Annotated in this window: 10 protein-coding genes; 3 read left to right on the top strand and 7 right to left on the bottom strand. The window is 74.2% G+C overall.

Translation table 11 applies throughout. From position 1 onward, the window contains the following. Positions 1 to 150: 150 nt before the first annotated feature. The 7 genes from NFX44_RS14460 to NFX44_RS14430 form a co-directional block, all read right to left on the bottom strand. Complete coding sequence (locus NFX44_RS14460; protein ID WP_262284284.1) at positions 151 to 1,152, bottom strand: ABC transporter substrate-binding protein; 1,002 nt, start codon at positions 1,150 to 1,152, stop codon at positions 151 to 153. A 142-nt stretch (positions 1,153 to 1,294) separates the two neighbouring features. After that, positions 1,295 to 1,987 carry an L-ribulose-5-phosphate 4-epimerase gene (locus NFX44_RS14455; protein WP_262284056.1) on the bottom strand — a complete coding sequence of 231 codons (693 nt, stop codon included), beginning with the start codon at positions 1,985 to 1,987 and terminating at the stop codon, positions 1,295 to 1,297. Next, positions 1,984 to 3,693: a ribulokinase gene (araB, locus tag NFX44_RS14450; protein ID WP_262284055.1), complete on the bottom strand. Its 1,710-nt coding sequence runs from the start codon at positions 3,691 to 3,693 to the stop codon at positions 1,984 to 1,986. The genes NFX44_RS14455 and araB overlap by 4 nt, the downstream gene beginning before the upstream one ends. 215 nt (positions 3,694 to 3,908) lie before the next feature. Then, positions 3,909 to 4,895: a LacI family DNA-binding transcriptional regulator gene (locus tag NFX44_RS14445; protein WP_262284283.1), complete on the bottom strand. Its 987-nt coding sequence runs from the start codon at positions 4,893 to 4,895 to the stop codon at positions 3,909 to 3,911. A gap of 222 nt (positions 4,896 to 5,117) precedes the next feature. Continuing rightward, positions 5,118 to 6,857, bottom strand: a complete 1,740-nt coding sequence (locus tag NFX44_RS14440) for a multicopper oxidase family protein (protein WP_262284054.1) — start codon at positions 6,855 to 6,857, stop codon at positions 5,118 to 5,120. Then, positions 6,854 to 7,306 carry a DUF6220 domain-containing protein gene (locus tag NFX44_RS14435; protein ID WP_262284053.1) on the bottom strand — a complete coding sequence of 151 codons (453 nt, stop codon included), beginning with the start codon at positions 7,304 to 7,306 and terminating at the stop codon, positions 6,854 to 6,856. Before NFX44_RS14435 ends, NFX44_RS14440 begins: the two co-directional genes overlap by 4 nt. 11 nt (positions 7,307 to 7,317) lie before the next feature. Further along, positions 7,318 to 8,307, bottom strand: coding sequence for a carboxymuconolactone decarboxylase family protein (locus NFX44_RS14430; protein ID WP_262284052.1), 990 nt, complete (start codon positions 8,305 to 8,307; stop codon positions 7,318 to 7,320). A 144-nt stretch (positions 8,308 to 8,451) separates the two neighbouring features. On the opposite strand from NFX44_RS14430, the gene NFX44_RS14425 reads away from it, so the two are divergent. From NFX44_RS14425 to NFX44_RS14415, 3 genes are all read left to right on the top strand, one after another. Then, positions 8,452 to 9,639, top strand: coding sequence for a sensor histidine kinase (locus tag NFX44_RS14425; protein WP_262284051.1), 1,188 nt, complete (start codon positions 8,452 to 8,454; stop codon positions 9,637 to 9,639). Between the two features lie 53 nt (positions 9,640 to 9,692). Next, positions 9,693 to 10,355, top strand: coding sequence for a response regulator transcription factor (locus NFX44_RS14420; protein WP_262284282.1), 663 nt, complete (start codon positions 9,693 to 9,695; stop codon positions 10,353 to 10,355). 194 nt (positions 10,356 to 10,549) lie between these two features. Next, a complete protein-coding gene (locus NFX44_RS14415) occupies positions 10,550 to 11,758 on the top strand; it encodes a D-alanyl-D-alanine carboxypeptidase family protein (RefSeq protein ID WP_262284050.1) in 1,209 nt (402 codons plus the stop codon). The last annotated feature ends 24 nt before the right edge of the window (positions 11,759 to 11,782 follow it).

Below are 11,782 nucleotides of genomic sequence, written 5' to 3'. Positions count from 1 at the left end.
GGACCTTTCCTGCGGTTCGTGCGGAAGGCGCGCGGTGTACGCGGCCCGCTCGGGTCGATCACAGGCCCGGTCGTTCGGGCCTGCGCGCCGGCCGGGCCTCGGGCCCGGCCGCCGCGTCGGATGTCGAGGGGGTGAATCCCCCCGGTCCGGTCAGTACTTGCGGTTGGGCAGCGCCTCCTTGGCCTGCTCCTGGGTGAAGGTGGTCTCCTGGGTCTCGATCCGGGCCGGCACCGTCTCGCCGTTCTTCACCTTCTTGACCAGGTCCATCAGCTGGGGACCGAGCAGCGGGCTGCACTCGGCGATGAAGTTGAACTTGCCGTCGGCGAGGGCCTGCATGCCGTCCTTGACCGCGTCGACGGTGATGATCTTGATGTCCTTGCCGGGCACCTTCCCGGCCGCGGTGATCGCCTCGAGCGCGCCCAGGCCCATGTCGTCGTTGTGCGCGAAGAGCACGTCGATCTTCGGGTTGGCCTTCAGGAACTGCTCCATCACCTGCTTGCCGCCGGCGCGGGTGAAGTCACCGGACTGCGAAGCGATGATCTTGAGGTTCGGGTTGGCCCCGATCGCCTCGGCGAAGCCCTTCTTCCGGTCGTTGGCCGGCGCCGAGCCGGTCGTACCCTGCAGCTCGACGATGTTGACCGGGCCGGTGGCCGCCTTCTCCTGCTCCACCAGCCACTCCCCGGCGAGCCGGCCTTCCTTCACGAAGTCCGACCCGAGGAAGGTCTTGTAGAGGGACTTGTCGGCGGAGTCGACCGCCCGGTCGGTGAGGATGACCGGGATCTTGGCGTCCTTGGCCTCCTTGAGCACGGTGTCCCAGCCGGACTCCACCTTGGGCGAGAAGGCGATCACGTCGACCTTCTGCTGGATGAAGTTGCGGATGGCCTTGATCTGGTTCTCCTGCTTCTGCTGCGCGTCGTCGAACTTCAGCTCGATCCCGGCCTCGGTCGCGGCCTCCTTGATCGAGGTGGTGTTCGCCGTGCGCCACCCGCTCTCCGCGCCGACCTGGGAGAAGCCGAGCGTGATCGTGCCGTCGTCGCCGCCGCTGCCGCCGCTGCCGCCCGTGTCGCTGTTGCCGCAGGCTGCGACGCCGGTGGCGAGCAGCGCGGCGGCGAGCACCGCGATGATCTTGCGGGACGGCGGGTGGGTCCTCATTCTCTTCACCGCGAATCTCCTCGGGGGTAAACGTTCCGGGAGGCCCCGCGCCCGTTGGCGCACGGCCTGCGCTGGTGGTGGTGCTTCCGGGTGGTGCGACGCGGCCGGTCCGGGGGGACGGCCGCGCGATCGGGGGCGGCCGTCAGGGGCTCGCCGGTGAGGGGGGCCGCTGTCCGTAGGCGGTCTGGTAGCGGTCGTGCAGGGCGTCGACATCGGCCGCCGCCATCGGCAGCGGCGCGCCGAGCGCCCGGGTCAGGTGCGCCGTGCGGGCGATGTCCTCACACATGACCGCGGCCTTCACGGCGGCGCGGGCGTCCCGGCCGATGGTGAACACGCCGTGGTTGCGCATGAGCACGGCCGGCGAACGGTGCCCGGCGAGGGTCGCCACGATCCCCTTGCCGATGTCGTCGCCGCCGATCAGGGCGAACGGGCCGATGGGGATCTCACCGCCGAACTCGTCGGCCTGGGCGGTGAGGTGGCACGGGATCGACTCGCCCCGGGCCGCCCAGGCCGTCGCGTACCCGCTGTGGGTGTGCACCACCCCGCCCACCTCGGGCAGTGCGCGGTAGACGTAGGCGTGGGCGGCCGTGTCGCTCGACGGGGCGAAGTCCCCCTCGACCACGGTGCCGTCCAGATCGCACACGACCATGTTCTCCGGGGCGAGGTCGTCGTAGTCGACGCCGCTCGGCTTGATGACCATGAGGTTCTGTCCGGGCACCCGGGCCGAGACGTTCCCGGATGTCCACGCCACCAGCCGGTAGCGGGTGAGTTCGACGTGCAACCGGGCGACGCTCTCCCGCAGCCGCCGGATCTGCTGACCGGGCTCGGCGCTCACGCGACCACCTCCAGGGGCGTGTCGATCTGTGCCGCCGGTCGTTCGACGGCGGCGTTGCGGATCGCGCGCAGGCGGGACATGACGTCGTTGCCGCCGCGTCCGAAGTGGTCGTGCAGCGACCGGTACTCGGCGTAGAGCGCGTCGTAGGCGCGCGCCCGCTCGGGGTCCGGCCGGTAGGCGTCGCGGTCCACCCGGCCCATCGCCGCCGAGGCGGCGTGGACGTCCGGATAGGCGCCGGCGGCGACCGCCGCGTGGATGGCCGAGCCCAGCGCCGGCCCCTGCGCCGACCCGATCAGGCTCAGCGGCCGGTTGGTGACGTCGCTGTAGATCTGCATGAGCAGCGGGTTGGCGGTCAGGCCGCCGGCCACCACCAGCTCCCGGATCGGCACCCCCGCCTCGACGAACGCCTCGATGATCATGCGGGTGCCGTAGGCCGTCGCCTCCAGCAGTGCCCGGTAGACGTCCGCCGGCCGGGTGGCCAGGGTCAGCCCCAGGATGAGACCGCTCAGGTCGTGGTTGACCAGCAGGGACCGGTTGCCGTTCCACCAGTCCAGCGCGACCAGCCCGTGGGCGCCGACCGGCTGCGCCGCGGCCAGCTCGCAGAGCCGCTCGTGCGAGTCGACACCGGCCGGCGCCGCATGGTCGACGAACCAGCCGAAGATGTCGCCCACGCCGCTCTGGCCGGCCTCGTAGCCCCAGGCGCCGGGGCTGAGTCCACCCTCGACGACGCCGCACATGCCGGGCACCTCGGCCAGCTCGGTGCCGTTGACCACGTGGCAGGTCGAGGTGCCCATGATGGCGACCAGGTGGCCGGGGGCCAGCGCCTGCGCGGCGGCGGCCGTGACGTGGGCGTCGACGTTGCCGGCCGCGACCGCGATGCCCTCGGGCAGCCCGGTCCACGCGGCGGCCTCGGCGGTGAGCACGCCGGCCCGGGCACCGAGGGGAAGCAGCGGCCCGTCCAGCTTGGCGACGAAGTCGGCGAACCCCGGGTCGAGCGCCGCCAGGAAGTCCCGGGACGGGTATCGCCCGTCCTGGCGGATGCCCTTGTAGCCGGCCGTGCAGATGTTGCGGGTCTCCACGCCGCAGAGCTGCCAGACGATCCAGTCGGCCGCCTCGACGAACCGCGCGGCCCGACCGTAGATCTCCGGGTCCTCGTCGAGGATCTGGAGGCCCTTGGCGAACTGCCACTCGGCGGAGATCTTCCCGCCGTAGCGGTGGATCCAGGGCTCGCGCCGCTCGTGCGCGAGCGCGTTGATGCGGTCGGCGTGCGGCTGCGCGGCGTGGTGCTTCCACAGCTTCACCCAGGCGTGCGGCCGGCTGCGCAGCTCGGGCACCTCGCAGAGCGGGGTGCCGTCGGCCAGTGCGGGCAGGACCGTGCAGGCGGTGAAGTCCGTGGCGATGCCGACGACGCGGGCCGGGTCGATCCCCGCGGCGGCCACGGCGGCGGGCACCGCGTGCCGCAGCACGTCCCGGTAGTCCTCCGGGTCCTGCAACGCCCAGTCCGGCGGGAGCGGTGTCCCGTCCGGGAGCGTGGACTCGATCACCCCGTGCCGGTACTCGTGGACCGCGGTGCCGAGCTCCGCGCCGTCCCCGACCCGGACCACCAGCGCCCTGCCCGACAACGTTCCGAAGTCGACCCCGACGACGTACCGGTCCCCCGGTCCGGCCACCCCGACCACCTCCACATGCTGTGCCGTGGCCCACATTGTTAACGCTCACATCTGAGTCGGTCAAGATGTCCGTGCAACAGTCCGGTAACCACCGGAGTCACTGTGGAGACGTGCGGCGAGCGCAGCCGGCGCCCGCCGGCAGGCGTGCGGGCCGTCCGCGGCGAACACCACGAACCGGGCGGTCGCCCGGTGCCGGAGTCACGCGCTGTTAACGGTCACAGGGTGCGCCCTCGCGGACGCACGGCGGCCGGTCAGGCCGGCGGGCCGGCGACGCTCCGCCGGGAGATCAGGGTCGGTGCGATGGTCTGCCGCAGCTGCCCGACGGTGTCGGACTCGAGCTGCGCCAGCAACAGGTCCAGGCTGGCCCGGGCCACCGCGGCGAAGTCCGGCCGCACGGTGGTCAGCGGCGGGATGAAGTACGCCGCCTCCGGCACATCGTCGAAGCCCACCACGCTGATCTCGTCCGGCACCCGGCGGCCGTGCTCGTGCAGCGCCCGCAGCACGCCCAGCGCCAGGTGGTCGTTGGCGGTGAAGACCGCCGTCACCTCGGGCATCCGCGCCAGCATCTGCCCGCACCGGTAGCCCGACGCGGCCGACCAGTCCCCCGGAACCAGCGGCGGCACCTCGGCGCCGGCCGCCCGCAGGGCGTCCCGCCACCCCTCGATGCGCCCGGCGCTGTCGAACCAGTCGGCCGGCCCCGAGACGTGCCAGACCGTCCGGTGCCCCGCGTCCAGCAGGTGCTGCGTCGCCGCCCGCGCACCGGCCACCTGGTCCACCGTCACCAACGGCACCGGCCGGCGCGGATCACCGTCGACGGTCACCAGCGGCACGTCCTTGGGCAGGTGCTCCAGCGCCTCCCCGGCCGACTCCACCGGCGCGATCACCACGATCCCCGCCACCCGGTGCGCCAGGTGCCGCTCCACGGCCTCCGAGATGGAGACCTGGTCGAGGTCCCGCACACTGCCCACGGTGACCGCGAAGCCCTCCTCGGCGGCGGTCTGCTCCAGCGCCGCCAGCAATGACGCCGGGCCGTACAACGTGGTGTTCTGGGCGACCACCCCGATCACCTGGGAGCGGCCGGTCACCAGGGCGCGAGCCGCGCGGTTGGGCCGGTAGCCCAGCTCCACGATCGCCGCCTGCACCCGCAGGCGCGTCTGCTCGCGCACATTCGGATGCCCGTTCAGCACCCGGGACACGGTCTGGTGGGAAACCCCCGCGAGCCGGGCCACATCCGTCATCGCGGGACCACGCACGGCACTCACCCTTCCCCACGGGCCTACGACCGCCACGCCCCGGCAGCCCCGGCACGGCACCGGGCCCACCCGTCGCGAAACCAGCGCCAGTGTACGCCCCGGCGGACGCCGGTCCCGGCGCGGCGCGGCTGCGCCCCGCCGGGACCGTGCGGCCGGGCGCCGGACCCTCGTTCAGGGATCGAGGACGTGGTCGGCCGCGGCGCAGGATCAGGAGTACATCAGGTGCAGCGTCATCCCGGCGTCGGCGTGCGCCAGGTTGTGGCAGTGGTTGGCCCACATGCCGGGGTTGTCGGCCCGGAACGTCACCCGCCACACCTCGCCCGGGCGCACGTCGAAGGAGTCCAGCCACAACGGGCTCCCGGTCGCCGGCCGTCCGTCGCGGGACAGCACCAGGACGTGATGGCCGTGCAGGTGCCACGGGTGCACGGTCTGGGACCGGTTCACGATGGTGAACTCGACGGTGTCGCCGAAGCGAACGACCTGCGGCGGGATGTCCGGGTCGGCGGCGCCGTTGACGGTGTGGGCGTAGCGCGGGAGCAGCCCGTGCAGGTCGAGACCGCGGTCGAGAACGAGGGTGAACGTCCGGTCGAAGCGGGACCACGGCACCGGGGCGCTCGCGCCGTAGCCGAGCGGATCCAGCACCGGCCACCCGCCGGTCGCCGTCGACACCGGTCCGGTCGAGTAGACGGCCCGTCCGTCGACGAACAGCGCCACCGGCGTGGCGGGCGCGGTGAACACCAGGTCGTAGCGTCCCCCGGCCGGGATGAGCACGGCGGTGTCCTCGATCGACGTCGGGCCCCGCAGGTCGGATCCGTCGATCGCGGCGACCCGGAACGGTGTGCCGGCCAGGGCGTACCGGTGGGTCGTGCTGTCGGTGTTGATCAACCGTAGCCGCACGGGCGTCCCCGCCCCGACCGACTCGGTTCTCGGCGCGGGCAGCGGACGGCCGGAGAGGGTGTGCACCGGCACCGTGACGTCGACGCCGGTCACCGGCGCCGGGCGCACCACGAGGACGCCGTAGAGCCCCATCCGCACGCCGAGGTCGGACACCGCGTGCGTGTGGTACCAGTAGGTCCCGGCCTGGTCGGCGCGGAACCGGTAGACGAACTCCTGCCCCGGCAGCACCGCCGCCTGCGTGATGCCGGGCACCCCGTCCTGGCTGTTCGGCACGTCGTACCCGTGCCAGTGCAGCGTGACGCCGCGCGCGATGTCCCGGTTCCGCAGCGTCACCTCCAGGACGTCGCCGACCGTGGCGGTCAGCTCCGGCCCGGGAACCTGCCCGTCGAACGCCCACGCCGCCACGTCACGGCCGCTCACGCGTACCGTCGCCGTCCCGGCCGTCAGGGTGAACCGCCTCGTCGGCTCCCCCACGGTCCGCGCCTCCCCCGGTCCGTGATCATGGGGTACGCCGGGAGCGGCGGCCGGGGCGGCGGCCAGCCCGGTCCCGGTCAGCAGCGCCGCGACCGCCACCACGACGGCCACCCGGGAGACCGTCCGCGACGGGGGCGCGCCGAGGAAGCGCCACGAGACCGCGGTCGCCGTGACGACCCCGGCGACCGCGAGCAGCCCCGCGCCCGCCGACGCGGGATAGCCGTGCAGGACCGTCACGAACAGCGCGGCGCTGTCGGCGTACCCGGCGAACAGGAGCGGGACCGCGACGGCGCGGATGTCGCCCGGGACCCGCAGCAGCCGCGGCCCGGCGACGAGCACGGCCGCGAGCGACAGCGGCGCGGCGATGAGGACCTTCTCCGCCGCGAACCACCAGCCGGCGCGCGCGAGCGCGGTGATCGTGATGGCGCGGGCGAGCGTGGCGAGCAGCGCGAGTGCCGCCAGGCCGAGCGCGAGCGGGCGGCGCCGGGCGGCCGACGCGGCGCCGCCGCCCAGCCACCCGGCGGCCGCGAGGACCGCGATCACGAGGTCGGCCGCGAGCAGCGAACCGACGGTCATGCCGGCTCTCCTTCCCGGACGGTCACCGGGACGGCCTCGGCCGGCGCCGGGCGGCCCAGCCCACGCGCCCCCCGGACCACGCCGACCACCACGTGCACCGCGACGATCCCGTTGACCGCGTGCAACCCGGCGACGGTCAGGCCGAACGGCGTGCTGACGCCGGCGCCGTCGGTCAGTCCGTTGGCCAGCCCGGCGAGGAGCGCCTGCAGGATGACGAGGCCGAGCGGCAGGGCCGTCAGTCCGACGAGCCGGCCCGGCGCCCTCGCCAGCGCGGCAAAGCCGATGGTGAGCAGGTTGAGCACCGGGATGACCGCCATCCCGGTGGCGCTGTGCAGCGCGAAGGCGCCCTCGCCCCCGGGTTTCGTGAACGCGCCCACGGCGGCGAACACGAACTGCAGGGCGAACGCGGCGAGCAACAGGCTGCTGGTGATGACGAAGGCCTTGCGCATGGTGATCTCCTCTAGAGACGAGCCGAGGTCAGTGCCCGGGCAACGTGATCGGTGGCCGTGATCGCGCCGTACGCGACCAGTCGCACGAGGTCGGTGTCGCCCGGATGGGACAGCCGCCAGAGGGCGACGTCGCCCACGCTGATCGCGCTGGGCGCGAACGCCGCGAGCAGCGCGATCCGCGTCCCGACGCGGTCCACCCCGGGCACGTCCCGGACCAGGTCGACGGCCCAGTCGGCGGGCCGCTCCGGGAACCGTCCGTCCTCCCAGCGCACGGTCGCGGCGACGGTCTGGCGGGCCACGTCCCCCAGCAGGTCCCCGCCGCGCAGGGCGGCGTTGCGCAGCGACGCGTACGCCACGCCGACCGGGCTGTCCCCGGCCCAGGCCGGTGGCGCCGCCGAGCCGGCGTCGACGAGCGGGAGACCCCGGCCGGGCTCCCGCCCCGCGCGGGCCGTCCGGGCGTAGAGCCGGCCACCCACCGACCGCACCACCGGTGAACGCTGCAGGCCGCCGGGCAGCAGATCCGGATCGAGCAGCGCCGACACGACCCGGTTGATGAAGTGGAAGGCGAGCAGGGTGCCGGTGAGTTCCGGGCCGTACCGGCCGGTCCAGTCGGCCGCCGCCGGGTGGCGGCTGGCCTCGGCCCAGCGGGCGAGCGCGGCGTGCCCCGGCTCCGGCGGGGTCCCGCCCCGGGCGATGACCTCGGCCAGCGCGTGCTCGCCCAGCGCGTGCAGCAGCATCACGTGTGCGTCGACGCAGAACCGGCAGCGGTTGGCCCGGGACACCGCGGACGCCACCAGCTCACGGTCGACCCGGGACGCGTCACCGGCGAGCAGGGCCTCGCGCATCAGCGCCCAGGTCGCGGCCAGCAGCTCCGGCACGACCGACAGCGCCTGGAAGGTGGGCACCGGCCCGAGGAACTCGTCCCGCAGCTGGCGGTAGACCTCCGCGGTGAGACCCGTCGCGGCCGACGCCTTCTCGGGGGTGAAGAAGCGGTATGTCATGCGTTCGATGCTTGTCCCGGCAGGGCGGGAAAGCGTCGTGCCGCCGCAGGCACTTGCCCGGCCGTCGATACCACGCCCGCGGTACGCCCCGTCTACCACGGAAGCGGGATGCTCCCCCGCCGACCGCCGTTCTACAGTTCGACCATGCGCCGCGACCTGCCGTACGCCCTCAGCGGCCTCGCCCTCGGGGCCCTCCTGCTCGGCAACGCCGCGATCGCGCCGGACGCCGCGCCGGTGGGGGTGGCCGACGTCGCCCTCGTCCTGGTCATGGCGGCGGCCCTGGCGGTGTGCCGGCGGCACCCCGTGGTGGCGGTGAGCCTGGTGACCGCCACCATGCTGGCCCTCCACGTCCGGGTCCATTCCGGGGTGTCCGCGGCGTTCCCCGTCCTCGGCGTCGTCTACGTGGCCGCCTGGCGGGGACACCGGTCGGTCGCCGCCCTGGCCAGCGTCGTCTTCCTCGGCGGCTTCCTGGCCCGCGACATGTCGGTCGCGCCCGCCGGCCGGCCCGGCCAGCTGATCGCCGAGCGGACCGCCCTGCTGCTGGGCTGGTTCGTCGCGGCCAACGTCGCCGGGCTCGTCGCGCGGCAGCGCCGGGCGTACCTGGAACAGGTCGAGCAGCGGGCCGTCGAGGCGGAACGCACCCGCGAGGAGATGGCGTTGCGCCGCGCCGGGGAGGAGCGCCTGCGCATCGCCCGCGATCTGCACGACACGCTGACCCACAACATCTCCGTGATCAAGGTGCAGGCCGGGATCGCCGTGCACCTGGCCCGCAAGCACGGCGAGGAACCGTCGTCCACGCTGCTGGCGATCCAGGAGGCCAGCAGCGCCGCGATGCGGGAGTTGCGGGCGACACTGGACGTCCTGCGCGCACCGTCGGACGGGGACCCCGTCGGGCTGGCCCGGGTCGACGAACTCGCCCAGCGGACCCGCGCGGCCGGCGTACCGGTGCGGTTGACCGTCACCGGTCAGCCCGGGGAACTGCCCGCCGAGGTCGACCAGGCGGGGTATCGCGTCGTCCAGGAGGCCCTGACCAACGTGGCCCGCCACGCCGGCCCGGCCAGCGCCGAGATCCACGTCGAGTACGCCCCGGCGCAGCTGACCGTCTCGGTGACCGACGACGGTCAGGCGTCGCCGGTCCGGCCGGTGACACCGGGGGTGGGCCTGAGCGGCATGCGGGAACGGGTCACCGGGCTGGGCGGCACGCTGCGAGCCGCCGCCCGCGACGGCGGCGGGTTCACGGTACGGGCCACCTTCCCGCTGGGCGGACCGGTCCCACCGGCCCGGTCCGCCACGGGTCGTGACGGCTCCGACCGGAGCGGGCAGCCGGCATGACCGAGCGTGCGCACGAGGTGCCGACGGCCCGGTCCGACCCGGATCGGGGCGGCATCATCCGGGTCCTGCTCGCCGACGACCAGGCCCTCATGCGGGCCGGTTTCCGGGCGTTGCTCGACGCCGAGGAGGGTCTGGAGGTCGTCGGCGAGGCCGCCGACGGCGCTTCGGCCGTCCACCTGGCCCGGCGCCTGCGGCCGGACGTCGTGTTGATGGACGTGCAGATGCCGGGCCTCGACGGCATCGAAGCCACCCGGCGCCTCGCCGCCGACCCCGACCTCACCGCGGTCCGCGTCCTCATCCTCACCAACTACGGGCTCGACTCCTACGTCTTCGCCGCCCTGCGCGCGGGCGCCAGCGGGTTCCTGCTCAAGGACGCCGACCCCGCCGACCTGCTGCAGGCCGTCGGCGTCGTGGCCCGCGGCGACGCGCTGCTCGCCCCGGCGGTCACGCGTTCGCTGATCAGCGAGTTCGTGGCCGGCCCCCGACCGGCCGACCCGGCGGCCGGCCGCGACGTGCTGACCGCCCGGGAGCAGGAGGTCGTCGCGCTCGTCGCCCGGGGGCTGAGCAACGACGAGATCGCCGAGGGCATGGTGATCAGCCCGTTGACCGCCAAGACCCACGTCAATCGGGCGATGACCAAGCTGCACTGCCGCGACCGCGCCCAGCTGGTCGTGTGGGCGTACGAGTCGGGGCTCATCGCGCCGCGGCGGCGGTGACAGCGCGCCGATCAGGTGCTGCCGGCGGCTTGACCCGGCGACGGCAGTGGTGATACCGAGATCAGCACGCCGGCGGCCGCCGAGCCGCGCGCAGCACCACACGGGGGAGAAACATCAGCATGCTCGACTCTGCGACGACCCAGGTGATCCCAGCGGTACCGCCGCCGCCCCGCCCCCGGCGGCGGCGACTCCCGGTGCTGGTCAGCATCCTGACGACCCTGCTCCTGGCCGCCGTCGTGCTGGTGGCGGTCGAACCGCTGCGCCACCCGCTGCCCGCGCCGACCGTCACGCGGACGCTGGCCGCGTCGACGGTCATCCCCGGCACGGCGCCCAGGGTGCCGTGGCCGCAGTCCGGGCAGGCCGCCCTCTTCGTGGAGGGTGTCGGGTCCCTGGGCACCTCCGGCGGCGACGAGCCGCTGCCCATCGGCAGCGTGGCCAAGGTGATGACCGCCTACGTCATCCTGACCGAACACCCCCTCGACCGGGGCGAGCACGGGCCGAAACTCACGGTCAGCGCGGCGCAGGCGGCCGCCTACCCGAGCGAGCTGGCGCGCGGCGAGTCCCTCGTCCGGGTCGCCGCGGGCGCCGTCTTCACCGAGCGCCAGGCCCTCCAGGCGGTGCTGCTGCCGTCGGCGAACAACATGGCGCGGATCCTCGCCGCCTGGGACGCCGGCAGCATCGGCGCGTTCGTCGACAAGATGAACGACACGGCCGCCGAGCTCGGCATGAAGAACACCCGCTACACCGATCCGTCCGGGCTCAGTCCGGAGACCGTCAGCACCGCCGCCGACCAGGTGATCGTCGCCCGCAAGGCGATGGCGCTGCCCGCGTTCGCGGAGATCGTGGCCCAGAAGAAGGCCACCCTGCCCGTCGCCGGCGAGGTGCGGAACTACAACTCGCTCGTGGGCCGGGACGGCGTCGTGGGGATCAAGACCGGGTCCACCGACGAGGCCGGCGGCTGCTTGTCCTTCGCGTTCGTCGTCACCGTGGGCGGCCGGAAGATCACCGTCGTGGGCGCCGTCCTCGGGCAGCCCGGCGCCGACACCCCGGTGCAGCTGGAGCGGGTCTTCCGGGTGACCCGCTCGCTGATCCGCAGCGTCAACGCCGCGATCAAGCTGTACCCGGCCGTCCGGGCCGGCGATCCGGTCGCCACGGTCCGCGGGCCGTTCGGTGCCGAGACCACGCTGACCGCCACGAAGGACCTCTCCGTGGTCGGCTGGCCCGGCCTCCGGGTCAAGCTGGCCACCGAGATCCCGGCCGTGCCGGCCGAGCTGCCCGCCGGATCCGCACACGGCCGGGTCAGCGCCGCCGCCGGCGGCGGCAAGCCCGTCACGACCCCGCTCCAGTCGGGCGTACGGCTCGATGCCCCCGGCACCTGGGACCGCATCCGCCGGCACCGCTGACCGGGGCGCGGTCGCCGCTCCGCG

Source organism: Micromonospora sp. MA102 (assembly GCF_025460765.1).
Classification (GTDB): domain Bacteria; phylum Actinomycetota; class Actinomycetes; order Mycobacteriales; family Micromonosporaceae; genus Micromonospora; species Micromonospora halotolerans.
Note: the sequence above shows the minus strand (reverse complement) of the source record. Positions and strands in the feature narration are given on the sequence as shown.

Coding starts and splice junctions, on each gene's coding strand:
- NFX44_RS14440 (WP_262284054.1), bottom strand. CDS start 6,857: ATGACCGTCGGTTCGCTGCTCGCGGCCGACCTCGTGATCGCGGTCCTC.
- NFX44_RS14435 (WP_262284053.1), bottom strand. CDS start 7,306: ATGCGCAAGGCCTTCGTCATCACCAGCAGCCTGTTGCTCGCCGCGTTC.
- araB (WP_262284055.1), bottom strand. CDS start 3,693: ATGTGGGCCACGGCACAGCATGTGGAGGTGGTCGGGGTGGCCGGACCG.
- NFX44_RS14425 (WP_262284051.1), top strand. CDS start 8,452: ATGCGCCGCGACCTGCCGTACGCCCTCAGCGGCCTCGCCCTCGGGGCC.
- NFX44_RS14460 (WP_262284284.1), bottom strand. CDS start 1,152: ATGAGGACCCACCCGCCGTCCCGCAAGATCATCGCGGTGCTCGCCGCC.
- NFX44_RS14430 (WP_262284052.1), bottom strand. CDS start 8,307: ATGACATACCGCTTCTTCACCCCCGAGAAGGCGTCGGCCGCGACGGGT.
- NFX44_RS14445 (WP_262284283.1), bottom strand. CDS start 4,895: ATGACGGATGTGGCCCGGCTCGCGGGGGTTTCCCACCAGACCGTGTCC.